This window comes from Gracilibacillus sp. HCP3S3_G5_2, from assembly GCF_052063305.1.
Classification (GTDB): Bacteria; Bacillota; Bacilli; order Bacillales; family Amphibacillaceae; genus Gracilibacillus.
The window spans coordinates 220,912-244,924 of the sequence record NZ_JBQHXU010000008.1 but is presented as its reverse complement, the minus strand read 5'-3'; the positions used below and the strand labels follow the sequence as shown (position 1 = coordinate 244,924).

26 protein-coding genes and 1 pseudogene are annotated in these 24,013 nt (G+C 35.0%); 21 read left to right on the top strand and 6 right to left on the bottom strand.

What is annotated here, in order from left to right:
• The first annotated feature begins 123 nt into the window (after positions 1–123).
• The 5 genes and pseudogenes from ACTNEP_RS13810 to ACTNEP_RS13790 form a co-directional block, all read left to right on the top strand.
• A complete protein-coding gene (locus ACTNEP_RS13810) occupies positions 124–303 on the top strand; it encodes a hypothetical protein (protein ID WP_441162598.1) in 180 nt (59 codons plus the stop codon).
• Between the two features lie 4 nt (positions 304–307).
• Positions 308–487: a hypothetical protein gene (locus tag ACTNEP_RS13805; RefSeq protein ID WP_441162597.1), complete on the top strand. Its 180-nt coding sequence runs from the start codon at positions 308–310 to the stop codon at positions 485–487.
• Between the two features lie 4 nt (positions 488–491).
• Entirely contained in the window at positions 492–671 is a 180-nt protein-coding gene (locus ACTNEP_RS13800; RefSeq protein ID WP_441162596.1) for a hypothetical protein, read from the top strand.
• Between the two features lie 4 nt (positions 672–675).
• Positions 676–888, top strand: a complete 213-nt coding sequence (locus ACTNEP_RS13795; protein WP_441162595.1) for a hypothetical protein — start codon at positions 676–678, stop codon at positions 886–888.
• A 223-nt stretch (positions 889–1,111) separates the two neighbouring features.
• Positions 1,112–1,207: pseudogene (locus tag ACTNEP_RS13790) on the top strand (sporulation transcription factor Spo0A); the annotation flags it as partial.
• Positions 1,208–1,284: 77 nt separating this feature from the next.
• Here ACTNEP_RS13790 and ACTNEP_RS13785 read toward each other — a convergent pair.
• Positions 1,285–2,403: a mechanosensitive ion channel family protein gene (locus tag ACTNEP_RS13785; RefSeq protein WP_441162594.1), complete on the bottom strand. Its 1,119-nt coding sequence runs from the start codon at positions 2,401–2,403 to the stop codon at positions 1,285–1,287.
• Positions 2,404–2,688: 285 nt separating this feature from the next.
• Here ACTNEP_RS13785 and ACTNEP_RS13780 point away from each other — a divergent pair, with 285 nt between their 5' ends.
• The gene (locus tag ACTNEP_RS13780) at positions 2,689–4,038 is read left to right on the top strand and encodes an aspartate kinase (RefSeq protein WP_441162593.1); all 1,350 of its coding nucleotides are present in this window, start codon (positions 2,689–2,691) and stop codon (positions 4,036–4,038) included.
• Between the two features lie 44 nt (positions 4,039–4,082).
• On the opposite strand, the gene ACTNEP_RS13775 is transcribed toward ACTNEP_RS13780, so the two are convergent.
• On the bottom strand, positions 4,083–4,322 hold the full coding sequence (locus tag ACTNEP_RS13775; RefSeq protein ID WP_441162592.1) for a DUF2627 domain-containing protein: 240 nt from the start codon (positions 4,320–4,322) through the stop codon (positions 4,083–4,085).
• A 130-nt stretch (positions 4,323–4,452) separates the two neighbouring features.
• Between ACTNEP_RS13775 and ACTNEP_RS13770 the strand changes: the two genes are divergently transcribed.
• From ACTNEP_RS13770 to ACTNEP_RS13735, 8 genes are all read left to right on the top strand, one after another.
• Positions 4,453–6,060 (top strand): helix-turn-helix domain-containing protein, encoded by a 1,608-nt coding sequence (locus ACTNEP_RS13770; protein WP_441162591.1) that lies wholly within the window; start codon positions 4,453–4,455, stop codon positions 6,058–6,060.
• A complete protein-coding gene (gene buk / locus ACTNEP_RS13765; RefSeq protein WP_441162590.1) occupies positions 6,057–7,130 on the top strand; it encodes a butyrate kinase in 1,074 nt (357 codons plus the stop codon). The genes ACTNEP_RS13770 and buk overlap by 4 nt, the downstream gene beginning before the upstream one ends.
• A 17-nt stretch (positions 7,131–7,147) precedes the next feature.
• On the top strand, positions 7,148–8,572 hold the full coding sequence (gene lpdA / locus ACTNEP_RS13760) for a dihydrolipoyl dehydrogenase (protein WP_441162589.1): 1,425 nt from the start codon (positions 7,148–7,150) through the stop codon (positions 8,570–8,572).
• On the top strand, positions 8,565–9,566 hold the full coding sequence (locus ACTNEP_RS13755; RefSeq protein ID WP_441162588.1) for a thiamine pyrophosphate-dependent dehydrogenase E1 component subunit alpha: 1,002 nt from the start codon (positions 8,565–8,567) through the stop codon (positions 9,564–9,566). The genes lpdA and ACTNEP_RS13755 overlap by 8 nt, the downstream gene beginning before the upstream one ends.
• Complete coding sequence (locus ACTNEP_RS13750; protein WP_441162587.1) at positions 9,566–10,549, top strand: alpha-ketoacid dehydrogenase subunit beta; 984 nt, start codon at positions 9,566–9,568, stop codon at positions 10,547–10,549. Before ACTNEP_RS13755 ends, ACTNEP_RS13750 begins: the two co-directional genes overlap by 1 nt.
• A gap of 36 nt (positions 10,550–10,585) precedes the next feature.
• Positions 10,586–11,845 carry a dihydrolipoamide acetyltransferase family protein gene (locus tag ACTNEP_RS13745; protein ID WP_441162608.1) on the top strand — a complete coding sequence of 420 codons (1,260 nt, stop codon included), beginning with the start codon at positions 10,586–10,588 and terminating at the stop codon, positions 11,843–11,845.
• Positions 11,846–12,090: 245 nt separating this feature from the next.
• On the top strand, positions 12,091–12,720 hold the full coding sequence (locus ACTNEP_RS13740) for a transporter (protein WP_441162586.1): 630 nt from the start codon (positions 12,091–12,093) through the stop codon (positions 12,718–12,720).
• Positions 12,721–12,722: 2 nt separating this feature from the next.
• Positions 12,723–13,358 (top strand): trimeric intracellular cation channel family protein, encoded by a 636-nt coding sequence (locus tag ACTNEP_RS13735; RefSeq protein WP_441162585.1) that lies wholly within the window; start codon positions 12,723–12,725, stop codon positions 13,356–13,358.
• 122 nt (positions 13,359–13,480) lie between these two features.
• Here the strand turns inward: ACTNEP_RS13735 and ACTNEP_RS13730 are convergent, their stop codons facing one another.
• On the bottom strand, positions 13,481–14,146 hold the full coding sequence (locus ACTNEP_RS13730) for a TerC family protein (protein ID WP_441162607.1): 666 nt from the start codon (positions 14,144–14,146) through the stop codon (positions 13,481–13,483).
• Positions 14,147–14,525: 379 nt separating this feature from the next.
• Between ACTNEP_RS13730 and ACTNEP_RS13725 the strand changes: the two genes are divergently transcribed.
• The 3 genes from ACTNEP_RS13725 (at position 14,526) to ACTNEP_RS13715 (ending at position 17,855) form a co-directional block, all read left to right on the top strand.
• Complete coding sequence (locus ACTNEP_RS13725) at positions 14,526–15,509, top strand: BMP family ABC transporter substrate-binding protein (protein ID WP_441162584.1); 984 nt, start codon at positions 14,526–14,528, stop codon at positions 15,507–15,509.
• A gap of 151 nt (positions 15,510–15,660) precedes the next feature.
• Entirely contained in the window at positions 15,661–17,358 is a 1,698-nt protein-coding gene (locus tag ACTNEP_RS13720) for an ATP-binding protein (protein WP_441162583.1), read from the top strand.
• A 65-nt stretch (positions 17,359–17,423) separates the two neighbouring features.
• Positions 17,424–17,855 carry a BrxA/BrxB family bacilliredoxin gene (locus ACTNEP_RS13715; protein WP_441162582.1) on the top strand — a complete coding sequence of 144 codons (432 nt, stop codon included), beginning with the start codon at positions 17,424–17,426 and terminating at the stop codon, positions 17,853–17,855.
• A 132-nt stretch (positions 17,856–17,987) separates the two neighbouring features.
• Here ACTNEP_RS13715 and prli42 read toward each other — a convergent pair whose 3' ends face one another.
• Positions 17,988–18,092 (bottom strand): stressosome-associated protein Prli42, encoded by a 105-nt coding sequence (prli42, locus tag ACTNEP_RS13710; RefSeq protein WP_441162581.1) that lies wholly within the window; start codon positions 18,090–18,092, stop codon positions 17,988–17,990.
• A 91-nt stretch (positions 18,093–18,183) separates the two neighbouring features.
• Between prli42 and ACTNEP_RS13705 the strand changes: the two genes are divergently transcribed.
• On the top strand, positions 18,184–19,302 hold the full coding sequence (locus ACTNEP_RS13705) for a M20/M25/M40 family metallo-hydrolase (protein ID WP_441162580.1): 1,119 nt from the start codon (positions 18,184–18,186) through the stop codon (positions 19,300–19,302).
• Positions 19,303–19,312: 10 nt separating this feature from the next.
• Positions 19,313–20,419 (top strand): DNA polymerase IV, encoded by a 1,107-nt coding sequence (locus ACTNEP_RS13700; RefSeq protein WP_441162579.1) that lies wholly within the window; start codon positions 19,313–19,315, stop codon positions 20,417–20,419.
• A gap of 330 nt (positions 20,420–20,749) precedes the next feature.
• Here ACTNEP_RS13700 and rnz read toward each other — a convergent pair whose 3' ends face one another.
• Together rnz and ACTNEP_RS13690 are read right to left on the bottom strand one after the other, a co-directional pair.
• Complete coding sequence (gene rnz, locus ACTNEP_RS13695) at positions 20,750–21,667, bottom strand: ribonuclease Z (RefSeq protein WP_441162578.1); 918 nt, start codon at positions 21,665–21,667, stop codon at positions 20,750–20,752.
• A gap of 3 nt (positions 21,668–21,670) precedes the next feature.
• The gene (locus ACTNEP_RS13690) at positions 21,671–22,414 is read right to left on the bottom strand and encodes a glycerophosphodiester phosphodiesterase (protein WP_441162577.1); all 744 of its coding nucleotides are present in this window, start codon (positions 22,412–22,414) and stop codon (positions 21,671–21,673) included.
• A 180-nt stretch (positions 22,415–22,594) separates the two neighbouring features.
• Between ACTNEP_RS13690 and ACTNEP_RS13685 the strand changes: the two genes are divergently transcribed.
• Positions 22,595–23,383, top strand: coding sequence for an SDR family NAD(P)-dependent oxidoreductase (locus tag ACTNEP_RS13685; protein ID WP_441162576.1), 789 nt, complete (start codon positions 22,595–22,597; stop codon positions 23,381–23,383).
• A gap of 20 nt (positions 23,384–23,403) precedes the next feature.
• Positions 23,404–23,742, top strand: a complete 339-nt coding sequence (locus ACTNEP_RS13680) for an iron-sulfur cluster biosynthesis family protein (protein ID WP_441162575.1) — start codon at positions 23,404–23,406, stop codon at positions 23,740–23,742.
• The last annotated feature ends 271 nt before the right edge of the window (positions 23,743–24,013 follow it).

The window sequence follows — 24,013 nt, the reverse complement described above, 5'->3', positions numbered from 1 at the left end:
AACCTAATTTTGAATCAATTGGTGGCCACCAATTGATTCAAAAGCAACAAAACCATAAAAAATCAAAGAAAAACGGCGAAATTCTAAGAAATAATTAATTTATTGAGGGAGGTGTTTTTTAAAATGAAAGATCCTACAAAAGAGCCTATAAAAGTGTATGAAGATGAAAAATATTCCTTTTCTTTTAAGGTAAGAGATAACTATAAAGAGAACCAAGAAGAAACAAGAAAAGAATTGGCAAATGTAATGGCAAGAGGAATTAAGAAATATTATAAGCACCTAATTAAAAAGGAGAAGAAGTGATAAAATGAAAGATCCCACAAAAGAGTCAATAAAAGTATACGAAGATGAAGAGTACGTTTTTTATTATAGTATAGTTGAAAATTACAAAGAAAACCAAGAGGAAACAAGAAGAGAGTTAGCTAGCGCAATAGCAGATGGAATAAAGAAATATTATAAGCACCTAATTAAAAAGGGAAAGGAGTGACAAAATGAAAGAACCTATTAAAGAGCCTATTAAGGTTTATGAAGATGAAGATTATGTTTTTTATTACAGTATGGCTGAAAACTATAAAGAAACACAAATGGAATCAAGAAGAGAGTTTTTTGACACAATAGCCGACATAGTTAAAGCACATTATAAGCACCTAGTTAAAAAGGAGAAGAAGTGATAAAATGAAAGATCCCACAAAAGAGTCAATAAAAGTATACGAAGATGAAAATTATTCCTTTTCTTTTAAGGTAAGGGATAACTATAAAGAAAATCAAGAAGAAACAAGGAAAGAACTAGCAAATACTATAGCCGAAGGTATAAAGGAATATTATAAAACACACCCAGTCAATAAAGATATTGATCAAAACAAAAAGCAGTATGGAAGAAAAGAGTGAGGAGAAAAGAATCTAAAGTTATTAAAGATATTATAGGATAAAAACGAGTTTCTACCTATTATAATATGTTATTGCTCTCAGAAAATAATATAAAAGACTTGTCTTTTGAATAAAGATGTCATACAATTATACCAATAAATAATAATTATTAAGGCGATAAACTACTTTTATTACAACCCAACAAAGTATGATTGCGTAGATTGCAAAAGCCCGATATATCAACGGTTATACAGTAAGTGTCTCTAAAGCAAAACCGACCAACTCCGAATTTATTGCGATGGTTGCTGACAGATTAAGATTAGAGCATCGCGCTAGCTAGATACTTTCAAAAACTGAATAGTCATCCTTCATTTTGCTTTAAAATTAATCATACTATAGTAAAAAAACATCACCCTATTATTGGGTGATGTTTTTATCATCTTCCTTTTGAATTGAATTTTTCATGAATTCGTGGCTTTCATTTTCTAAATAAATCGAACGTGCGGGAAATGCAACAGACACGTTAGCTTCTTCAAGAATATCCATTATTTTAAAATTCACTTCTTCTTTAATCCTTAAGTATTCTTCCCATTCAATAGTATTGGTAAAGAAATACAGCATAATATCTAAGCTACTATCATTATACTCAGAAAAACGAACAAAAATAGTTTCTGGATGAATGTCTTCATTGTTTTCTAAGTATATTCTGATTTTATTGATGACTTCTTCGAGTTGTTCTTTTGTTGTACTGTATTCTACACCTAAATTAAACGATATTCGGCGTTTTCCCATTTGACTCCAGTTTGTGATCGGTTCATTTGATAAAGTGGAGTTCGGTATCGTAATAACTGAATCAGCAAATGTACGAATAATGGTGCTACGGAAATTAATATCTTCTACAACTCCTTCAATCGTCGGTGTCTCAATCCATTGTCCGATAGAGAACGGCTTTTCTGTTATAATTACAACTCCACCAAATAAATTTTTAATGACTTCCTGTGCGGCTAAGGCGAAGGCTAGACCACCAAGTCCTAGACCAGCAACAAATCCGCTCACATCATAACCAAACTCTTGCGCAATTACACTTAAACTAATAGCTACAATTATTATTCGCACAGCTTTAGATAAAAATGGAATTAATATTTGATCAATTTCAAAATTTAACGTTTCACTAATTTTCATAAAAAGTAGTGACGAGCTCGAAGATAAATTAAATAATCCCCAAGTGATCGCGAAAATAAAACTTACTCTAATGATCTGAGCAAACAACTGATTTTCTTGATTTATATATGGAAAATAATCAATAGCTATATATACACCGATCACAATAATCAGAAGGCGTAATGGTTGTTCGAAGGCTTTTAAAGCGTAATCGAGAAATACGCTATTACCTTTTTTGACCAACTTTTGCAACAAATAGAAAATGTATTTAGTAAACAGCTTTCTAAATAAAAATGCAAGTGATATTATCCCGATACTTATGGCGATATTAACATAATCCTCATAAGTAATACTTTCCCAAAATCTCCAATTCAAGCTTAACCCTCCAACCTATTCAACCTATAGATACTTTATCATGATCGATTTTTTATTTCCAACTATTTGAGCGAATATGATCGAAAGAACAGAGAGAAAGCTAGAACTGATAGTGAAAATGTTAGTTCATTTAAACGAAAATTTTGAGATGTCATTCATCTCATTTACATAAGCTGTCTAAATCTTCAATATATTTCAGTTTATATACTACTTTTGTATAACAATTCTGATAAAAATATGATAATATTTTTATTGGCATAAAAATAATTATTGGAGAGGTTAAACATGAAAGTAGCTAAATTTGGAGGAAGTTCAGTAGCTAATGCTGAGCAATTACAGAAGGTAGCAACTATTATTCAAGATGATAAAGAACGTAAAGTGATCGTAGTATCTGCACCTGGGAAAAGGTATTCTGATGATGTCAAGGTGACAGATTTGCTTATCGAACTAGGGGAGGCTTATTTTAGCAAACAAGCATACGAAGGAAAGCTACAAACAGTATTAGAGAGATTTCAAAAGATTACAGCCGAATTAAACATTTCTGACCAAATTATTCAAGAAATAAAGGATGGAGTCCAGGGGATTCTTGCGTCTGATCAAAGCAACGCCTTAAAAATGGATGCACTGAAAGCAACCGGGGAAGATTCACTTGCTAAAGTATTAAGTGCATATCTCCAATCAATAGGACTAAAAGCAACTTATTTAAATCCAAAGGAAGCCGGCATAATTGTAAGTGATAATCCTGGTAGTGCTCAAATCTTAGATGAGAGCTATGATCAATTGTACAAGTTAAGAGAGCGAGAAGAGATTGTGGTTATACCAGGCTTTTTCGGTTACACAAAGGACGGTAAATTGATTACTTTTTCCCGTGGCGGTTCTGATATAACTGGTTCCATCGTAGCTGCAGGGGTAAAAGCAGATTTATATGAAAACTTTACAGATGTGGATTCTGTTTACTGTGTGAATCCAACGATTGTGGAGAATCCTAAGGAAATTACTTCGTTGACATATAAAGAAATGCGTGAACTATCATATGCGGGATTCTCTGTGTTTCATGACGAGGCGCTTATTCCAGCTTTTAAAGCAGATATTCCAGTCTGTATCAAAAATACAAATAATCCTAAAGGAATAGGGACAATCATTGTATCAAAGAAAGAACCACAACCAAATCCTGTTGTTGGAATAGCTAGTGATACCGGATTTGTTAGTATCTATGTAAGTAAATATCTAATGAACAGAGAATTAGGTTTCGGTCGTAAATTATTAACCATTTTAGAAGATGAAGATATTTCCTTCGAGCATACTCCTTCAGGTATAGATGATCTTTCCGTTATTATTCGGGAATCACGTCTGACAAAAGAAAAGGAAGAACGTGTAATTGCACGTATTAAAGAAGAACTAGAGCCGGATACTGTTAATATTGACCGTGATCTAGCCTTAATTATGGTAGTCGGTGAGGGGATGGATAGTACAGTAGGTTTAGCAGATAAAGCGACACATGCATTTTCAAAAGCAAATGTCAATATTGAGATGATGAATCAGGGGTCTTCTGAAGTGTCCATGATGTTTGGTATAAAAGCAGATAAAGTGAATGATGCTGTTAAATCGTTGTACGAAACGTTCTTTACAAGTTAGGATATGAATAGCTTTGATTAAATAAAAAATAACAGGTATTCCTATCAAGAATACCTGTTATTTTTTTCGCCTTTCGTTAGATGCCGCTTTCTATCTCTATGTAGAATAAATCCTCCGATAAAATATAGTCCTCCAGCGAAAAATCCAAGTCCAGCAATAAATTGAATGATTATATGAACAAATATCGGAGTTAATTCACCGAAAAATGCATCTCTCATTAATTTAATCCCATATGTGGCAATTACAGCAGGTAAAACTAACAATAATAACGCAATAATTCTCAATATCTTTCCCCCTATTACATTGGCCATACTTATATTATAGCAAAAAGCGACAATAAAAGAAAAAAGCTACACCTTGCAAAAACTTGCAATAAGTTTTATCATTGTTATATGAAAAATTATGCAGGATGTGATGAAAATAACTGCAAACTTACTGGGTGGGAATAAGCAAGTCTTTGATAGCTTACAGATTGGCTTCATAATGGTTGATAAAGATGATAAAGTTTCTTATGCTAATCAATTAGCGAAAGATATTATTGGTTTTGATGAAGGAATTCAAAAAATCCCTATTAATGCACTTTTGGAAGACGCTTCTACCATGGAAGTGAAACAACTGTACCAACCTATAGAGAAACACGACAGAATTACAAAGAGTGGAAAATCAGTTGTTACAAGATATTCACCTTACTTGAGTGAAAACGGACAATTGCTCGGAGTATTACTATTCATTGAGGAATTTACAACGTTTCAGCAGCGTGCCAGTAATTTAACCAATATAGATCTGATACAAGCAGTTCTTCAAGAAATAGTAGTAAATAGTCATACCAAATTCCGCGTTGTACTTGTTGATAGTAATGAGGAGTGGTTAATTAGTGACGGTTGGTGGGATGAATTAGAGGATTTAAGTCCTTATGCTGAAAAATGGATACATAAGGTAGCAGAAACCGCTATGGAAGCCAGACGTGAAACAAGAGAAGTGTATCAGGATGATACGATCATGCCTAGTCATATAGAGGTAATAAGTAAACCAATCCAAACAAATGGAAAGCTAATTGGATGCGTACAATTTTTAAATACGAGTAAACTAAATAAAAGTGAGCAAGAGCTACAAATTGCAAAAAGAATTATTCGAAAGTTAGAGAAGACCTATCAACTAGATGATATCATAGGGGAATCACCGGGAATGAAAATCGTGCGAGAGCAAGTGAAGCTGTATGCCAGGCTGGAAACTCCGATGCTTATTAGAGGAGAAAAAGGAACAGGTAAATATCTGGTTGCAAAGGTGATTCATGCGTTGAGTGACAAGCATTCACACCCATTTTTAAGATGTAATTTTTCTGATTTAAATAAGGATGGTAAATTTGATAAGGGTCTAGCGTATTTAGAGCAAAAAGGAAAAAATGGAACGGTATATTTTTATATCAATGACATCCTATCAGTTGGTCAGCAACAACAATTGCTTGATTATGTGCGTAAGATGACTGATACACGTGTAATCTTCGGTACTACATTAGAGTTAATACCCGATCATTGGTATACTCCATTTTACGAGCTAATTCAACGTTATCAAATTATACTGCCCACTTTAAAAGAAAGAAAAGAAGATATGCAGTTACTGGTAAACACGATGTTGGCTAATTTCAACAGATACTATCATACAAATATAAAAAGGGTTGATAATGAAGTAATCGAATATTGGAAAAAATGCGATTGGCCAGGTAATATTGCACAATTAGAGAAAAAGTTGGAGAATATTGTATGGCGAACTGATGTATCAACCGACGTTATTACAGAAAAACAGTTAACGGAAGAAGAGATGGAAAACTCTAACCTTTCTCAAACAACTAGCTATGGTATGTCATTACAAGCAGCAATCGACCAGTTTGAGAAAGAATATATAAGTGAATCTTTAAAGCAGCATGATTTTAATAAGACAAAAACGGCAAAAGCTTTAGGTGTTTCTGTTCGAAATTTATATTACAAGATGGATAAATATAAGATTGACCGAGGTGCTCCATGACCAATAATCTATATCGGATGTTAGTAATTAATCCAATGGTGGAAAGTACAAGAGTTGCCCTCTATGAAAACGAAGAATGTTTGTATGAGCAGCTTTTACCTCTAAACGATCAAGATTTGAAAATGGGTATTATGGAACAACGCAATCGAAGAAAACAAGATATTATCCAAAGTATTCAGTCAATAGGTATCGACATTTCTTCTATCGATGCTGTTTGTGGCAGAGGTGGTCTATTACGACCGATCGAAGGTGGTACCTATTTGGTAAATGAGCAAATGATAGAGGATCTTAAAAATAGTATAAATGGTGTTCATGTTTCAAATTTAGGTGCAATATTAGCTTATGATATTGCGACGAAATGGAATATAAATGCTTATATTGTGGACCCTGTCGTAGTTGACGAAATGATGGAAATAGCGAAGAAAACAGGATTACCCTCTATTAAAAGAAAAAGTATCTTTCATGCTTTAAACCAAAAATCTGTTGCAAGATCGTTAGCCAAAAAACTGCAGGCGAAATACGAAGACCTTAGTTTAGTAATTGCACATATGGGCGGTGGTTTAACGGTTGGTGTCCATCAATATGGTCAGGTGATCGATGTCAACAATGGTTTTGATGGAGATGGTCCATTCTCGTTCGAACGAGCAGGATCGATTCCAAATAGCGATTTAATTAAATTGAGCTTTGATTCAAGTGTGTCAAAGGAAGATCTACAAAATCAGTTAATTAATCGTAGCGGAATAAAAGCTTATCTAAATATTGAACGAAGTGCGGATCTGAAAATTCTATGGAATTCAGAGCCTGAGAAAGTAAAGGAAGTATTTGATGTTTTAGGCTATCAAGTAGCAAAAGAAATAGGAAAGATGAGTACAGTGGTTGCTGGGAAGGTAAATGCAATCGGACTAACAGGGGAATTAGCTAAATACGATTATCTAAATCAAAAAATAATCGAACAGGTTAGTTGGATAGCTGATACACATGTATTTCCCGGAGAAAATGTGATGTTAGCATTAGCACAGGGAACATTAAGAGTCTTAAAAGGCGTAGAGGAAGCAAAGCAATACAATTAAAGGAAGGAATGGCACACATGGCGATAAATTATGATCTTGTGATTTTGGGCGGTGGCACAGGAGGATATGTTACAGCAATCAGAGCAACACAATTAGGACTGAAAACGGCAATTGTTGAAAAAGAAAAGCTTGGAGGAACTTGTTTACACAAAGGGTGTATTCCCACTAAAGCATTGCTGAAAAGTGCTGCTGTTTATCAACAAGTAAAGCATGCTGATGAATTTGGAGTGGAGACATCCACACCGTTATTTAGCATCGAACAAGCGATGAAACGAAAAGATAATGTTATCAACTCGTTACATCAAGGTGTAAAACATTTAATACGCACAAATAATATTGATGTATATGATGGCTTTGGCCGTATATTAGGTCCATCTATCTTTTCACCAATTGCTGGATCGATATCCGTTGAATACGATGATGAAAGAGAAAATGATATTTTAATTCCAAAAAATCTGATCATTGCAACAGGTTCATCCGCAAGTAAACTGCCGGATTTGGAGATAGACCATCACCAAATTGTTACTTCAGATGAATTAATAGAAATGACAGAATTGCCAAAGTCCATGATAATTGTCGGAGGTGGGGTAATCGGGTTAGAATGGGCATCTTTCTTACATGATGTAGGAGTAGAAGTAACCATACTAGAAGCACAAGATCAGATTCTTCCTTCATTCGACCATGACATCGTGAAGCAGTTAAAACGAATGTTAAAAAAGAAAGGCATTGCCATTTTCGAAAATGCAACAGTAGACACTACTTCCATCGAAAAAGGTTCCGAAATCCAAGTAACATACCAACAAGATAATAAAATACATAATCTGAAAGCAGAAAAGTTACTTATTGCAGTTGGAAGAAGTGCCAACACGAATAAAATAGGTATTGAAAATACAGATATAGAGTTAGATCAAAAAGGTTTTATCCATGTAAACGAGCATTTTCAAACAAAGGAAAGCCATATTTATGCTATTGGTGATGTTATTGGTGGACAACAACTTGCACATGTGGCCACATATGAAGGAAAGAAAGCAGTGGAACATATTGCAGGATTAAGAAGTAGTCAAATAAGACAACAGGACATTCCTGCTTGTATTTATGGTGATCCGGAGATTGCGATGATTGGTTTTACAGAAGAAGAAGTGAAACAAAAAGGCTATGATTACCGAGTAGAGAAAGTATCATCGCAGGCAATTGGAAAGGCCCATGTTAATGGCAGCACAAGCGGGTTCACGAAAATAATAATAGATAAGCAAACAGATGATTTATTAGGTGTTCACATGATTGGAGAGCAAGTAACAGAATTGATTGGACAAGCAAGTATAGCTAAATATTTTGATGGTTCAGCATTGGAATTATCAGAAGCAATATATCCACATCCATCTTTAAGTGAAATAATTGGAGAGGCTGCATTGGCAGTCGAGGGGAGGAAAATACATGGTTAATCAAACTTATTCATTAGCAACAGATAAAGAAACATTACTCGAAATGTATCGTGAAATGTTACTAGCAAGAAGAATTGATGAAAGAATGTGGTTATTAAACCGTTCTGGTAGTATACCGTTTGTTGTATCATGCCAGGGACAAGAGGTCATGCAGATTGCGGCAGCTTTTGCTTTAGATAAAGAACGAGATTATGTATTACCATATTATCGTGATCTAGGAGTAGTCATCCACTTTGGCATGACAACGAAAGATATATTTCTCCAAGCTTATGCGAAAGCGGAAGATCCTAATTCAGGTGGCCGGCAAATGCCAAGTCATTTTAGTCAAAAGAAAAATCGGATTGTAACAGGTTCTTCTCCAGTTACAACACAAGTCCCCCATGCTGCAGGCTTTGCGTTAGCTGCCAAAATGGAGAAGAATCCTGCAGTATCATTTGTGACATTAGGGGAAGGTTCTTCTAATCAAGGGGATTTTCATGAAGGATTGAATTTTGCGGGTGTTCATAAATTACCTGTTATATTTATGGTGGAAAATAACAAGTATGCTATCAGTGTTCCCTTGAATAAGCAAGTAGCTTGTGAAAATATTGCAGATCGAGCTATTGGTTATGGAATGAAGGGAATAAAGGTCGATGGCAATGATGCAGTTGCAGTATATGAAGCAGTAAAAGATGCTCATAATCGTGCCTTAAACGGTGAAGGCCCTACATTAATTGAGGCTGTTTCCTATCGCCTAACACCACACTCTAGTGATGATGATGATATGACTTATCGAACAAAGGATGAAGTAATAACAGAGAAATCAAAGGATGGTCTAGAACGTTTCAAAAACTTCCTTCTTGATAAAGGTTATCTGACAGAAACAGTCAATGAGGAATTAGAGGCGACGATAAAGCAAGAGATTAATGAAGCAACGGAATATGCTGAGAATGCACCATATGCAGATGTTTCTACCATCAGCAACTATGTCTATGGTGAAAAGGGGGATCATTAATGGCTGTTTTAACTTATATTCAAGCTGTTAACCAAGCGTTAAAAGAAGAAATGGAACAAAATGAGAAAGTATTTGTACTCGGTGAAGATGTTGGGAAACGAGGTGGGGTTTTTCTTGCGACTGCTGACCTTTATGACCAATTTGGCGAGGAACGAGTAATTGATACCCCTCTAGCAGAATCAGCAATAGCAGGAGTTGGAATAGGGGCGGCAATGTATGGAATGCGACCTGTTGCAGAAATGCAATTTGCTGACTTTATTATGCCTGCTGTTAATCAAATTATTTCAGAAGCTGCTCGTATTCGTTATCGTTCGAATAATGATTGGAATTGTCCCATTACGATCAGAGCACCATATGGTGGCGGTGTACACGGGGCACTTTATCATTCTCAATCAATTGAAGCAATTTTTGCCAACCAACCAGGCTTAAAAATTGTCATGCCATCTAGCCCTTATGATGTAAAAGGTTTGTTAAAGGCAGCGATCAGAGATGATGATCCGGTATTATTTCTTGAACATAAAAGAGCCTACCGTCTTCTGAAAGAGGAAGTTCCAGAGGATGACTATATTGTACCGATCGGTAAAGCTAATACTGTCCGTGAAGGGGATGACGTGACAGTTATCACGTATGGATTGTGTGTGCATTTTGCTAAACAGGCTGCTGAAAAACTAGAACAGGAAGGGATTAATGTTGAAATCCTTGATTTAAGAACTGTTTATCCTTTAGACCAGGAAGCAATCATCCAAGCTGCATCCAAAACAGGGAAAGTATTGTTAGTAACAGAAGATAATAAAGAAGGCAGCATTATCGGTGAAGTATCTGCTATTATAAGTGAAAATTGCTTGTTCGAACTAGATGCGCCAATTCGTAGATTAGCAGGACCAGATGTACCTGCTATGCCATATGCACCACCATTAGAAAAAGAGTTTATGGTAAGTGCGGAAAAACTAGAACAAGCTATTCGTGATTTAGCAGAATTCTAAGAAGGAGTGAGAATAGTGACTGTCCAACGAATTAATATGCCTCAGCTTGGTGAGAGTGTTACAGAGGGTACGGTGAGTAATTGGCTTGTCCAAGCAGGGGATTATGTAGAGAAATATGATGCAATAGCAGAAGTAATGACAGATAAAGTAAACGCAGAAGTACCATCCTCATTCTCAGGAGTGATAAAAGAACTAGTAGCAGAAGAGGGAGAAACAATTGAAGTTGGTCAACTAATGTGTTACATAGAGGTGGAAGGTGAAAATTCTAACAACTCATTATCTTCACGAGAACCAGAAATGAAAGACCACCATCAACCAACTGGTGAACAAAATATGAAAACACGTTATTCTCCAGTAGTTATGCGATTGGCACAAGAGCATCAGATCGATCTAAGTACAATAACAGGCTCGGGTAAGGGTGGAAGAATCACAAGAAAAGATATCGAAGAGGTAATCACGAGTGGTCAAGCAGAAGATGTTAACGAAGCTCCATCCACAACTAGTCATAAAAATGTACCAGAACGTTCACAACAAAGTGAGCAAATGGAAGAATTTACACCACCAATTATTCGCCGACAACCTGTGCAAGCTAGACCTGGTGATCGTGAAATACCGGTAACAGGTTTAAGAAGGACAATTGCTCAAAATATGGTTCGGTCCAAAACAGAAATACCTCATGCCTGGATGATGATTGAGGTGGATGTTACGAATTTGGTTGCATATCGTAATGCAGAAAAAGACAAATTTAAGCAAAATGAAGGATACAATCTATCTTACTTTGCTTTTTTCTTAAATGCTGTAGCAAAAGCATTAAAAAAATTCCCGGAATTAAACAGCTGCTGGGCTGGAGATAAAATTATTCAACGTAATGAAATTAATTTATCAATAGCAGTAGCGCATGAGCATGAGTTATATGTACCGGTCATAAAAAATGTCGATGAAAAAAGCATTAAAGGTATAGCTAAAGAAATCGCTCAGCTCTCTAAAAAAGCAAGAACAGGAACATTAAAAAAGGAAGATATGGAAGATGGAACGTTCACAGTAAATAATACTGGATCGTTCGGTTCTGTAGAATCGATGGGGGTAATTAATTATCCACAATCAGCGATTTTACAGGTGGAATCGATTGTGAAACGACCGGTAATTATTGATGATATGTTCGCGGCGCGTGATATGGTAAATCTTTGTTTGTCACTTGATCATCGTGTTTTAGACGGTGTTATCTGTGGAGCGTTTATGTCCCATGTGAAAGCAATATTAGAGAATATATCCAGTGAAACCACACCAATTTATTAATAATTGTAAATTCTTGAAAATTGTAAAAAACAGTTTCATTTTCTAGCTAAAAACAGTATACTAAAAAAGCAAGGGAAACCTGTCATATATCAAAAAGGTTTCCCTTTATTTGTGTAACTGTCCAACAAAAATCTATCAATCACGATAGGAAATATCATGAATTTGCGATTTTTTCTATCTTATCTTAAGTTCAAGAAGGAATGGTGGAGTTCTTCCTGATTTTGTTATGAATAATGGTGATAATTATGCAACAAAAAGCTAGATTGATATATGATATGACCATGATTCTGTTAGTAGTGGTCACTATCTTGACATTATGGGTGGATCATTCTGTTAATTCAACTATAAATCTAGTAGTTTGGTTAGTTTTTCTGATCGATTATATTATTCGACTAATGATAGCGAAAAAGAAATGGGAATTTATAAAAAAGAATCCATTTCTATTACTTGCTGTAATTCCCTTTGATCAGATCTTTCAAATCGCAAGAATCGTACGATTGTTCTACTTGTTTCGCATTAAAACGATTACGAAATACTATGTAACACCTTATATAAAACAATTAACATATATGAAAAAAATCGTGCTTTTACTCTTGGTACCAGCATTGCTGTTAGTAGAAACACTCGTTATTTGGAAATTGGGAAATAAGTTAGAAAATTGGCCTGACGCTTTTATCGTTGTCTTTCAACATTTATTTATTTTTGCAGGTAGCTTGGAAAGCATCAACCATTTCCCAAGTATTATGTTATTGACACTAACATCCATATTTGGTGTTATCATACAAGGTTTAGTACTGCAATGGTTATTTGAAAAATTAGAAGGTATTTGGCAAAAGCAAAAACATATATTTTCATCTTCAAGAAGTGGGGGATAGCTATGTTTTTAATAGAAGCATTTGTTTACATCGGAACAATAGCATTTGCTATTTCTGGATCATTAATTGCTATAAAAAAAAATTTAGATATATTTGGTGTGATTTTATTAGGGTTGACAACCGCATTAGCTGGTGGAGTCATCAGAGATCTGATGATCGGCAATATACCACCTACCAATATTGCGGATCCGCAATATTTTTTGGTTAGCTTATTAGCCAGCCTAACTACGATATTATTTTATGACAAAATTGACAAATTTGAACATGGTATCACTTTTTCAGATGCTATCGGCTTAGGCGTATTTACGGCAGTTGGCGCCAATGCTGCCATTAGTCTTGACTATTCCCAACCATTTCTTATTGTTGCCATGGGATTAGTTACTGGTATTGGCGGTGGTGTATTGCGTGATGTATTTGTACGAGAAATTCCATTCGTATTTCGTAAAGAAATTTATGGTATTGCCTCAATTGCCGGTTCAATTGCACTAATCTGCACGTATGAATTGTTAACACCAACCATCAGTTTATACATTTGTTTAATTGTTACCTTAACCATTCGTATGCTGGCAATCAAATGGAAGTGGAATGTTCCGATTGTACAGAAAAAAACAACTGTTAAAAAAACAGTCAATTCATAGAATTTGTACAAAAGCAAGCAAGTATAAACAGAGCTGTTCACGCAAGTAGTCACGTCTTTCGATTAGAATTCCTGTATAGCGCCCCTTGGTTGAAAATTTCATCCAAGGGGCGCTCTGTGTTTTTATATTTGTTTATTGGTAATATAGCCTGAGACGATTACACCAATTGTGACAATTCCGCTTAATAATATGGTGATCAATCCAGATTCTAACTGAAAGAAACTAAATACGATCGGTTCATGGACAATCATATCTACGCCGGTATATACTAAAATCCCGCACCCAAGATAGAGGAGAAAAGGATATTTTTTTAACAAATGGACAATAATTTTTGCCCCAAATATCATTAATGGAATACTGACAATGACGCCTAGTGCCAGTAATGTAATACTACCCTTTGACGCACCTGCGATTGCTACCACATTGTCTAGACTCATAATGAGATCGGCAAGAATAATGGTCATTACTGCTTTGTGCAAAGATTGATGAGAAGTGATTTCATGTTCTTCTTCTTCTTTTATTAATAATTTGTACCCAATCCAAATAAGAAGAATGCCACCCATAAGGTAGATAAGTGGAAATTTAAGTAAATAAATAATCCCTGTAGCAAAGATGATTCGCAGAATAATTGCCCCGGCAACACCTATTAATATCGCTTTGTTTTGGTATTTTTTATGAAGGTTTTTGGTTGCCATTGCAATAATTAATGCATTATCCCCTGATAAAACTATATCTATGGAAATGATCTGTAGTAGACTTATCCAATCAATTCCTTCCATAAAAGACATCTCCAATGAACTATTCTCCTCCTTCATTGCTTTAAAAATCAAATGCTGTTTAACTATATGCTTGTCTATAGTATGGTTATGCCATTTTTATATAGAAAAGCAGTAGACCACAAGACAAAAGATAGGGAAAAATCTAATGAATGATTGTGGTCTTCAAGAAAAAGTTACTATTCACTATTTTTAGTAGGTGGGCACTGTATTGCGAGAAGCAAAATAGATGGTTTTATATAGAAATAATGGAAAATTATCTATTTCCACTGGAATACTTGGGTTATAATGAAAAAAATGTCGAAAATAGCTGAAAAATGTAAAAGTGTGTTCAAAACTTGTCTTTTTATGTATAATAGTATTTGTTACTATCAATTAAGGGAGAAGGCGTATGGAAACAAAAAGGCAAGTTAAATACATATTGGGAATTACATTGATTGTTGTATCTATCCTTGTTGTTTTCTTAGTTGTCAAGTCTAATCAAATTTTAAGTAATATGAATACGCCTGCAACAGAACCTGTAAAAGTATTAATCCTAACTACCGATGAATTGACTGATCAAAGCTGGGGAAGTTTGGCTTACAAAGGGAAGCTTCTTATAGAAGAAGAGTATAATGTGATTGCAGAAGTTAATGGGCATGTTAATATAGAAGATGATATGTCTTCGATTGTGTACGATTATGTTAATCAAGGATATGAACTAATTATTGGACATGGTAGAGAATTTTCTGAACCATTCTACCGTATTAGCAATAATTATGCGAATGTTCAGTTTGTAACAGTACATGGCGACTATATGGCTAATAATCTTGCTGTTTACACGTTCAATCAAAATGAAATAGAAGTTGTCGCAGGTGTAGCAGCTGGATTAAAAACAAAATCCAAAAAAGTAGGATTAATTGATGCTGTTGACAACAAAGATAAGGACTGGGGATTTCAGCAAGGTATTCAATTAATTGATGAAACAATTGAATTAATATATAAGGTAGTCCCTGAGAGAACGAGTAAAACAGAAGCGAGATCAGTTGCTAGTAATTTGATTGAGCAAGGCGTAGATGTTATCTATACGAAAGGAAATAGTTACAATCAAGAAGTGATAAATTATGCAAAAGAACAAGATATATATACGATAGGATACTTGGAGGATCAGTCCTATATGGCTAATGATAAAGTACTAACTAGTGTTTTAAATGACGTACCAATGGCTTACAATGCTATTTTAAAAGATTATTTAAGTAAAGATGGAATTAATTTTCGAAAAAAATACTTAAATGACAACGATGGTGTGTATGGGGTAGCACCGTTTGGCTCTATGTTCTCTCAAGAAGAATTAAAAACAATCGAAGAATTGACAAATCACTATATACAGCATTAATTTTATTGGATGATAGGAGAAATGCCGGATGATTTCCTTTTTTCATAAGTTCTCATTGCGTAATAAATTATTATGCATTCTCCTTGTAGTTATGGTTATATTTAGTGGCTTTTCTCTATTACTAATTCAATATATAGAGGAAGTAAGTAAAGTGACAAATACCATCAAGGATCGTAATATCCCTGAAATAGTATGGTTGAACCAGTGGGAGAAAGAGTTAGAAGTAAAAAAACAACTAGTACAGCACCATTCGATAACTGACTTTGAAAACAACTTTCAACAAGAATTTGAAGAGAATAGTCATACAACCAGTAGCCTTGATTTAAAAGAGGAAATTCCGATACCTGAAAGTATTGAAAGTATTTACAATCAGTTAATGTTATTAGATTTTACTGTAACTAATAAAGTTTTTGGTTTACTTAAATATGATGAAGTAGATGCGGCAAGAAATATTATTGAAACAGAATACTTGCCTGAATTGGACTCGATACAACAAACAATTGTAAGGAATAGAAATGAAGAGATTCAATCTTTACGACAAAACACCAATATATATCCTGAAATAATTGAAAATTCATTATTTTTTTTACTTATGATAACCGTCGTAGGGATGTTAATTTCTTTATATTTTTCATTTAAAATGAGTAAAAGTATTACAAAACCTATTGAGTCTATGGTGACGAAAGTAAACAAGATTGCAAATGGCCAATATGGAGAAACGGTACCTAGTACTAGCCAGCTAGAACTGGAAAGTTTGGCTAAATCAATTAATCAAATGTCCATTCGTTTACAGCAATCTTTTCAACAAATTATTTCAGATAAATTGAAGCATGAGCAGATTTTGAACTCTTTACCTGTTGGAATTATCACGTATGACAATCATTCCAAGTTATATTTGGCAAATTCTTATGTTCGTGACTTATTAGAATTACGTAATGAAATGATTACAGCTAGCGATATTTCGTCAAAGCAAGAAAAATATCCTCTTTTAAAATTACTTATCTCTAACAAGTCTTTCCAAAATAAAAAACTGATTTTTACGATTGATTATAGAGAATATGTCTTACTAGTTTCGCAGGCAGAACTAAAAGATCACGATCAAATCACAACAGGAAAAATCCTTTTCTTTGTTGATATAACAGAATCTGCTAAACTTGAAAACCGTATTATTCAATCGGAGAAGCTAGCTCTAGTTGGTGAAATGGCTGCAAGTTCAGCTCATGAAATAAGAAATCCGTTATCAGTTATACATGGATTTTTATCTTTAATGAAAGAATCGATGACAAAAGAGGAAATGGAGAAATATAATTTTCATTTAATCATGAAAGAACTAGATCGCCTGTACTCGATTGTAGAACAAATGTTATTGATGTCCAATCATAAAAAACCTGAGAAAGATATCGTTTCATTAAAGGATATGTTAAATGACTTGCTGCCACTTATGTATAGTTCTTTGGATGCGAAAAATATTGATGTTGTTACCGATATTAGTGAACAAGCCATTCTGGCTGATCAAAAACAGTTAAAACAGGTCTTTTTAAATCTTTTGCGTAATAGTAAAGATGCTATTGGAGATAATGGTACAATAAAAATTGAGAGCAAGGTTAAAAATGACAAATATATCATTTATTTCAGTGATACGGGAGCTGGTATACCAGCTAACATTAAAGACGTATTATTTGAACCTTTCTCAACATCCAAACCTACTGGAACAGGCTTAGGTTTAAATGTTGTTTCGAGAATTATTAAAAATCATGATGGTGAAATCAAACTAGCTGCTAGTGATCACTCCGGTACAACATTTAAGATAACATTACCTCTTGTACAAAAGAAAAGTGCAGTTAATTGAAAAAATTACGTTGAATTGTTACTATTTAAGAAGATACTTATCATGTAGAGAGAGGGTCATTTAACATGGAATTTAATTTGTTTATGGGAGATATAGTGGAATCTGCAAGAAAAGAAATTACACAAGCTGGTTTTGAAGAATTAAGAACTCCTGAAGAAGTAAAAGAAGCACTTTCTAAAAGTGGCACCACATTAGTAATGGTAAACTCCACATGCGGTTGTGCGGGTGGTGTTGCAAGACCTGCAGCAGCTAGCGCTATTCATTATGATAAAAGGCCTGATCAATTAGTTACCGTTTTTGCAGGTCAAGATCGTGAAGCTACTGAAGTAGCACGTCAATATTTTGAAGGATATGAGCCTTCCTCACCTTCTTTTGCTTTATTAAAAGATGGGCAAATTCTCCAAATGGTAGAAAGACATGAAATTGAAGGACATAGCCCTGTAGAAGTCGTAAATAAACTGCAAGGATTATTTGATCAATATTGTGATGAAGTATAATTATTTAGATTGCTTCTATAATCTGATAAGTTTTAAACCCGTTTCAATGACTATGAAACGGGTTTAAATTTGTATCATCTGATAAAATAAGATGGATTGTATATGGAATATTTTTGTACCGTATAGACAAACTTAGTTCACAAACATTGCTAATCCTGCTGTTAGAGTAGATAATACCATTGCAATGATCATTATATATATAACAAGTTTCATTCGTTTTTCTCGCTTAGATGCCATTTTAAATCCTCCTTTGTGAACAATACTAAAATATATTTTACAACTAAATAAAAAATTGGACAAGTAAATATCAAGAAAAGGGGTATCCACAATGATTAATCAAGAACGTGTCATTAACCAATTTATCGAACTAATTAAAATTGATTCAGAAACAGGAAAGGAAAGAAAAATAGCTGATTATTTAATGAAACTTTTTCAGGAGCTAGCGTTAGAAGTGAAGGAAGACCGTACTAACCAAATAACAGGGCATGAGGCAGGCAATATCGTTGCACGACTTAAAGGAACAAATCCTAACATACCGGCAATTTATTTCACTGCACACATGGATACGGTTGTTCCTGGTGAAGGGATTCAACCAGAAATCCGGGATGGTGTTATCTATTCGAACGGGACAACTATTTTAGGTGCAGATGATAAAGCTGGAATATCAGCGATATTGGAGCTTATCCATATTCTAAAGGAGAATCCGATACAATATGGTGATATTTATTTTGCGATTATGAGTGGAGAAGAAGCTGGATTAGTAGGTTCTCAACAGTTTGATATTACACAATTACCCGTTAAATACGGTTATGCACTTGATAGTGATGGAGATGTCGGAACTATAATTACAGCAGCTCCTGCTCAGGCAAAGCTATATGCGACGATCTATGGAAAAGCTGCACATGCAGGAGTAAGTCCTGAAAAGGGTATTTCTGCAATAAGTCTAACAGCAAAAGCTATTACGAAAATGCCATTAGGTAGGATTGATGAGGAAACGACTGCTAACATCGGCAGCTTCGAAGGTAAGGGACCTACAAATGTAGTATGTGAAAGAGTACTATTAGTAGCAGAAGCAAGATCATTAGTAAAAGAAAAATTAGATCGACAAGTACAAGCAATGTGTGATGCACTGGAACAAACTGCTTCCCAAATGGGAGGATCTGTTGATATAGAGGTTAAACACACCTATCCTAATTACAAATTTTCGGAGAATGATCTAGTAGTTCAAGTGGCACAAAATGCCATCAAAGCACTAGGAAAAACGCCAAGATTAAAGGTTAGTGGTGGAGGAAGTGATGCTAACCACCTATCTGGTAAAGGTATTCCGACCGTTAACTTAGCGGTTGGATATGAACATATTCATACAAAAAATGAGCAAATAAAAATAGCTGATTTAACAGAACTCCCTGTTTTATTATATAAAATTGTAGAAGAATCAGCCAAATGAGCGTGGTTAAATGAAGGCATGGTATCCAAAAAATGGGCGAGTAATATTACATGTAGATATGAATAGTTTTTATGCCTCGGTCGAAATTGCTGATAATCCAGAATTAAAAGGGAAGCCACTAGCGATTGCGGGTAATCCAGATGAACGGAAGGGCATCATTGTAACAAGTAGTTACGAAGCAAGGCGTAAAGGGGTACAAACAACGATGTCCCTGTGGGAAGCAAAAAGATTATGTCCCGAATTGATAGTGAAAAGACCCAATTTCGAACGGTATCGTGAAGTTTCCAATCAAATCTTTCGTATATTTGAAGACTATACACCGTATGTGGAGCCTGTATCGATTGATGAAGCGTTCCTTGATATAACGGAAAGTTATGATTTAGGTAAACCAGTTGATATTGCAGTCGCGATTCAACAACATGTGGCAAGTGATTTGCATTTACCTTGCAGTATCGGAATTGCACCAAATAAGTTTTTAGCAAAAATGGCTTCAGACATGAAAAAGCCTAATGGTATTACAATTTTAAGAAAAAGAGATGTCGCTTCAAAGCTATGGCCATTACCGATAGAGGAAATGTACGGTATAGGTAGAAAAACTGCAGATAAATTAAAGAAATATCAGATTGAAACAATTGAGGATTTAGTGGAAACAGATACGATCTTTCTTAAGGGATTGTTAGGCGTAAATGGAGAAAGGTTAAAAACTAGAGCGTTAGGGGAAGACCCACGTCCTGTTGATCCAGAAAGAGCAAGTAGTTTTAAAAGTATTGGAAGCTCGCAGACTTTTCCAGTTGATGTCGCTGACTATGACCAATTACTGGCACAATTACGTGTTCTTTCCGAGAGTGTCGAAAAGCGGCTGCAACGAAAAGCAGCTGTAGGGGATACCCTTCAATTGACAATTCGATACAGTGATAGAAAGACAATCACTAGGAGAATGAAGCTAGACAATTATATTGATAAAGCATCTGATATTTATTTTTACAGCGAGCAGTTATTAGAAGAGCATTGGAACACAGATCCAGTCCGATTATTAGGAATTACTGTTCAAAACGCGGTGAAGAAGAACGATATTACCTATCAGTTAGATCTGTTTCAATATTTAAAGGAGCAATAATAGGGGATTGGACAAAACGAAATAGGGAGAAGGAGGGTCCGAACAATTTCATTCAGGGTAGGCAATATAGGAAGACTCCCTGTGGGTCGAGTAACAACGGTCACCTCTGTGGCCAACGCCGGACCTTGCTCATCCTGATCGAAAATCACACGAGCTTAAAATCCACTTTGCAATGTGAGCTTAAGCAGTTCTCGACGGCTTAGAAAAAACAGTGTGACAGCGTTGTGCACTTGTATCCTGAGGTGAAAGCGAAGTATTTTACCAAAGCGGTAAGAGTGTACAAATATAGTTCGGATTTTTCCTTTTTCACAACTCTGTTGTCTCAACCTTCTAGTTCACCTCTGCTGAATAAAAGTCTTGTGCAATAACCGTATTTTCAAAATGTTGTTTTGCTTCAATTAACAATTGATCGACCTGATCTGGTTGATATCGTGACGATAAATGTGTGAGTATTAATTTCTTCACATTTGCCTTATTAGCGATCTTTGCAGCCTGTGTCGTTGTGGAGTGAAAATAATCATATGCTAGCTGCTCCTGCTCATGGCTAAAAGTAGCTTCGTGAATTAACAAATTCACGTCTTTAACGAAAGCTACATGTTCTTTCTTAAACCGCGTATCACCAAGAATAGCAATGCTTTTACCTTGCTTTGGTTCGCCAATATAGTCCTTAGATTGGACTATTCTTCCATTAGGTAGCTCGACGGTTTCATTCTCCTTAAATTGCTTGTAAATAGGACCAGGCGCAATACCTTCCGCTTTTAGTTTATCTACCAGTAATGGTCCTGGACTGTCTTTTTCATCAATTCGAAAGCCAAAGCTGTCAATTGCATGATCTAATTTTTTGACCGAGACGATAAAGCGATCATCACTAAAAAGTACCCCTTCCTTTAGTTCTTTCACAATAATAGGGTAGGATAATTTCGATTCACTAATACTTAGTGTAATTTCAATAAACTGTTTGATACCGGTAGGTCCATAAATGATAACTGGATTTTTTCCTCCTTGAAATGACCTGCTACTTAACAAACCTGGCAAACCAAAAATATGGTCTCCATGCAAATGGGTAATGAATATTTTTTCTATTTTTCTTGGTTTGATAGAAGTATGTAATATCTGGTGTTGTGTTGCCTCACCACAGTCAAACATCCAAAGTTCATTTCGCTCCTGTAATAGCTCCAATATAACGGATGTAACGTTGCGGTTTTTACTCGGCAAACCTGCACCAGTTCCTAAAAAGTGTACTTGCATCGATTATTTCCTTTCCATTGACCTTCTTTTTTTTATGTCAACCGCTAGTTTTGGTATGTCGGTAAAAAGTGCATGGCATCCCATCCGAATCGCATTGTTAATAGTAATGGGTGAATTAACTGTATATACTGCTACATATAATCCATGATCATTTGCCTGTCTGATAAGTATGTGTGATAGCAGACGATACCTGATATGGATACCTTTTGCTTTAATTTTTTTACTGTAAGGTATTAATTTCTTATTTCGTCTGCCGGTTAATAATGCATAGTCAATATCTTCTTTCCTCTTACTAATCCTTGCTATACTTTCATGGTTAAAACTAGAGATAACCGTGTGTGCTGTCATATTATATTCATGTAACTTTTGGCAGACAATATCCTCTATTTGCTGATATGGAATAATATTATTTTTTAGTTCTATATTTAATTGTAATTGCTTATCCGCATTCCATGCAAGTAAGTCATCTAAGGTTGGAATTTTGGTGTCCTTATAAAAGGGAGATTTCCAACTTCCTGCATCTAATTGTTTTATCTCTTCATAGGTGAAGTCCTTTACATATCCGATCCCATTTGTTGTTCTATTCAATTGTTCATCATGGATTAAAATCGGAATATTGTCTTTCGTTAACTGTACATCTGTTTCAATACCATCTGCTCCGTGTTCAAAAGCAAGTTCAAATGCCGGCATTGTATTTTCGGGTGCATGCTTACTTGCACCTCGATGTGCATAAATAATTGTAGACATCTTTTCACCTCTATAAATATAAGTTTGACTTCTTGATTGTCTGTAATTTAGGAAGAAAAGTCAATGCTTTCATTATTTGATTGATTCATTTTAACAAAAATTAACATTCATTCCAAGCTCAGTTCATATTACTCTATTCCTCTTTATTGAATATGATATGATAGAAGTGGAGTTGATAGAATGAAGAAGTTAAAAGGAAAACATGTTCTCGTAACGGGTGCATCAAGTGGTATTGGTGAAGCTCTAGCTTTTCAGTTGGCAGAGCAACAAGCAATTCCAGTACTTGTCGCCAGAACAGAAAGTAAATTAATAGAAATTGCTAAACAAATAGATGAATTGTATGCTGTCAAACCGATTGTCTTTCCAGTTGATATAACGGATCGGGAAAAGTGGCAAAAGGGAATAGATAATATACTTCGAGAAGCCGGGAAAATAGATGTTCTTATTAATAATGCTGGTGTAGGATATTTTGAAAGATTTGATCAAACAAATTGGGAAAGTATCGAAAGAATGGTCCGATTAAATCTGGATAGTTTGTTTTTTACTACTTACTATTTATTACCTGTACTTTTAAAACAGCCAGCTGCTCATATTGTGAATATCGGGTCGCAAGCAGGAAAAATAGCAACACCTAAATCTGCTGTATACAGTGCTACAAAATCAGGTGTTATCAGTTTTTCGAATGCTTTACGAATGGAATTGGAAGGAAAGCTCCCTGTTACTACAGTAAATATAGGACCAGTCAAAACTTCCTTTTTTGATATAGCGGATCCAAAAGGTCACTATCAAAAAAATATGGGAAAATACATGTTAGACCCACAAAGTCTAGCGAAACAAATTGTAAAATCACTATTCACCAATAAGCGAGAAATAAATTTACCATATTGGATGCATATAGGAAGTAAGATGTATCAAAATTTTCCGCGTATAATGGAATCAATTTTGAAACCGGCATTCAGGAAAAAATAGTAATAGTGGAGGGGATCATAGTGGAACTAATTATAACGAATAATGCTTTAGAGAAGATTAAGTCGTTAACAGAAAATAGGTCAGGTATTTTGGCTTTAACTTATGATACAGATGGGTGTGGGTGTGGCGTAAATGGTATGCCCACTATTTCGCTTATTGCTACAGTAGAAGAATATCATAAAAGGATAGAATGTCATCAATATGATGTAGTCGTTCATAAACAAGAGGCTGTATTTTTTAGTGAGAAAATGACACTAGACTATAATGGTAGTACTTTTCGATTAACAAGTCCTAATGAAATGTTAAATCCGTTTATCCATGTAAGCACGGTAACATCCCCGTTAACAAACAATCGATAAACTGCGATATAACTTCCTTATTGGTTGTGATAGTAAGAGAATTGAGTAGTTTTCTGATAAAATCAATAGATCCTCTGATAATAATTTCCATGCGTTTTGAATCTATATTATCAGTATAATAGTATATCTTGCTCCTTTTTGATTTAAAATAAGTATCGGGTGTGTTTCACCCGTTTTTTCTTTTTGTTGAAGGAAAATTAAATTTGACCTTCGACAATAAAATGAAGGGTTTTGAGCCACGTCCAGGACTCGCTCAAAACCCTCACTGATG

What these genes read in the sequence shown, in the direction of transcription:
- ACTNEP_RS13810 (WP_441162598.1), top strand. Translation starts at nt 124, where the DNA reads ATGAAAGATCCTACAAAAGAGCCTATAAAAGTGTATGAAGATGAAAAA.
- ACTNEP_RS13805 (WP_441162597.1), top strand. Translation starts at nt 308, where the DNA reads ATGAAAGATCCCACAAAAGAGTCAATAAAAGTATACGAAGATGAAGAG.
- ACTNEP_RS13800 (WP_441162596.1), top strand. Translation starts at nt 492, where the DNA reads ATGAAAGAACCTATTAAAGAGCCTATTAAGGTTTATGAAGATGAAGAT.
- ACTNEP_RS13795 (WP_441162595.1), top strand. Translation starts at nt 676, where the DNA reads ATGAAAGATCCCACAAAAGAGTCAATAAAAGTATACGAAGATGAAAAT.
- ACTNEP_RS13780 (WP_441162593.1), top strand. Translation starts at nt 2,689, where the DNA reads ATGAAAGTAGCTAAATTTGGAGGAAGTTCAGTAGCTAATGCTGAGCAA.
- ACTNEP_RS13770 (WP_441162591.1), top strand. Translation starts at nt 4,453, where the DNA reads ATGAAAATAACTGCAAACTTACTGGGTGGGAATAAGCAAGTCTTTGAT.
- buk (WP_441162590.1), top strand. Translation starts at nt 6,057, where the DNA reads ATGACCAATAATCTATATCGGATGTTAGTAATTAATCCAATGGTGGAA.
- lpdA (WP_441162589.1), top strand. Translation starts at nt 7,148, where the DNA reads ATGGCGATAAATTATGATCTTGTGATTTTGGGCGGTGGCACAGGAGGA.
- ACTNEP_RS13755 (WP_441162588.1), top strand. Translation starts at nt 8,565, where the DNA reads ATGGTTAATCAAACTTATTCATTAGCAACAGATAAAGAAACATTACTC.
- ACTNEP_RS13750 (WP_441162587.1), top strand. Translation starts at nt 9,566, where the DNA reads ATGGCTGTTTTAACTTATATTCAAGCTGTTAACCAAGCGTTAAAAGAA.
- ACTNEP_RS13745 (WP_441162608.1), top strand. Translation starts at nt 10,586, where the DNA reads ATGCCTCAGCTTGGTGAGAGTGTTACAGAGGGTACGGTGAGTAATTGG.
- ACTNEP_RS13740 (WP_441162586.1), top strand. Translation starts at nt 12,091, where the DNA reads ATGCAACAAAAAGCTAGATTGATATATGATATGACCATGATTCTGTTA.
- ACTNEP_RS13735 (WP_441162585.1), top strand. Translation starts at nt 12,723, where the DNA reads ATGTTTTTAATAGAAGCATTTGTTTACATCGGAACAATAGCATTTGCT.
- ACTNEP_RS13730 (WP_441162607.1), bottom strand. Translation starts at nt 14,146, where the DNA reads ATGTCTTTTATGGAAGGAATTGATTGGATAAGTCTACTACAGATCATT.
- ACTNEP_RS13725 (WP_441162584.1), top strand. Translation starts at nt 14,526, where the DNA reads ATGGAAACAAAAAGGCAAGTTAAATACATATTGGGAATTACATTGATT.
- ACTNEP_RS13715 (WP_441162582.1), top strand. Translation starts at nt 17,424, where the DNA reads ATGGAATTTAATTTGTTTATGGGAGATATAGTGGAATCTGCAAGAAAA.
- prli42 (WP_441162581.1), bottom strand. Translation starts at nt 18,092, where the DNA reads ATGGCATCTAAGCGAGAAAAACGAATGAAACTTGTTATATATATAATG.
- ACTNEP_RS13705 (WP_441162580.1), top strand. Translation starts at nt 18,184, where the DNA reads ATGATTAATCAAGAACGTGTCATTAACCAATTTATCGAACTAATTAAA.
- ACTNEP_RS13700 (WP_441162579.1), top strand. Translation starts at nt 19,313, where the DNA reads ATGAAGGCATGGTATCCAAAAAATGGGCGAGTAATATTACATGTAGAT.
- rnz (WP_441162578.1), bottom strand. Translation starts at nt 21,667, where the DNA reads ATGCAAGTACACTTTTTAGGAACTGGTGCAGGTTTGCCGAGTAAAAAC.
- ACTNEP_RS13690 (WP_441162577.1), bottom strand. Translation starts at nt 22,414, where the DNA reads ATGTCTACAATTATTTATGCACATCGAGGTGCAAGTAAGCATGCACCC.
- ACTNEP_RS13685 (WP_441162576.1), top strand. Translation starts at nt 22,595, where the DNA reads ATGAAGAAGTTAAAAGGAAAACATGTTCTCGTAACGGGTGCATCAAGT.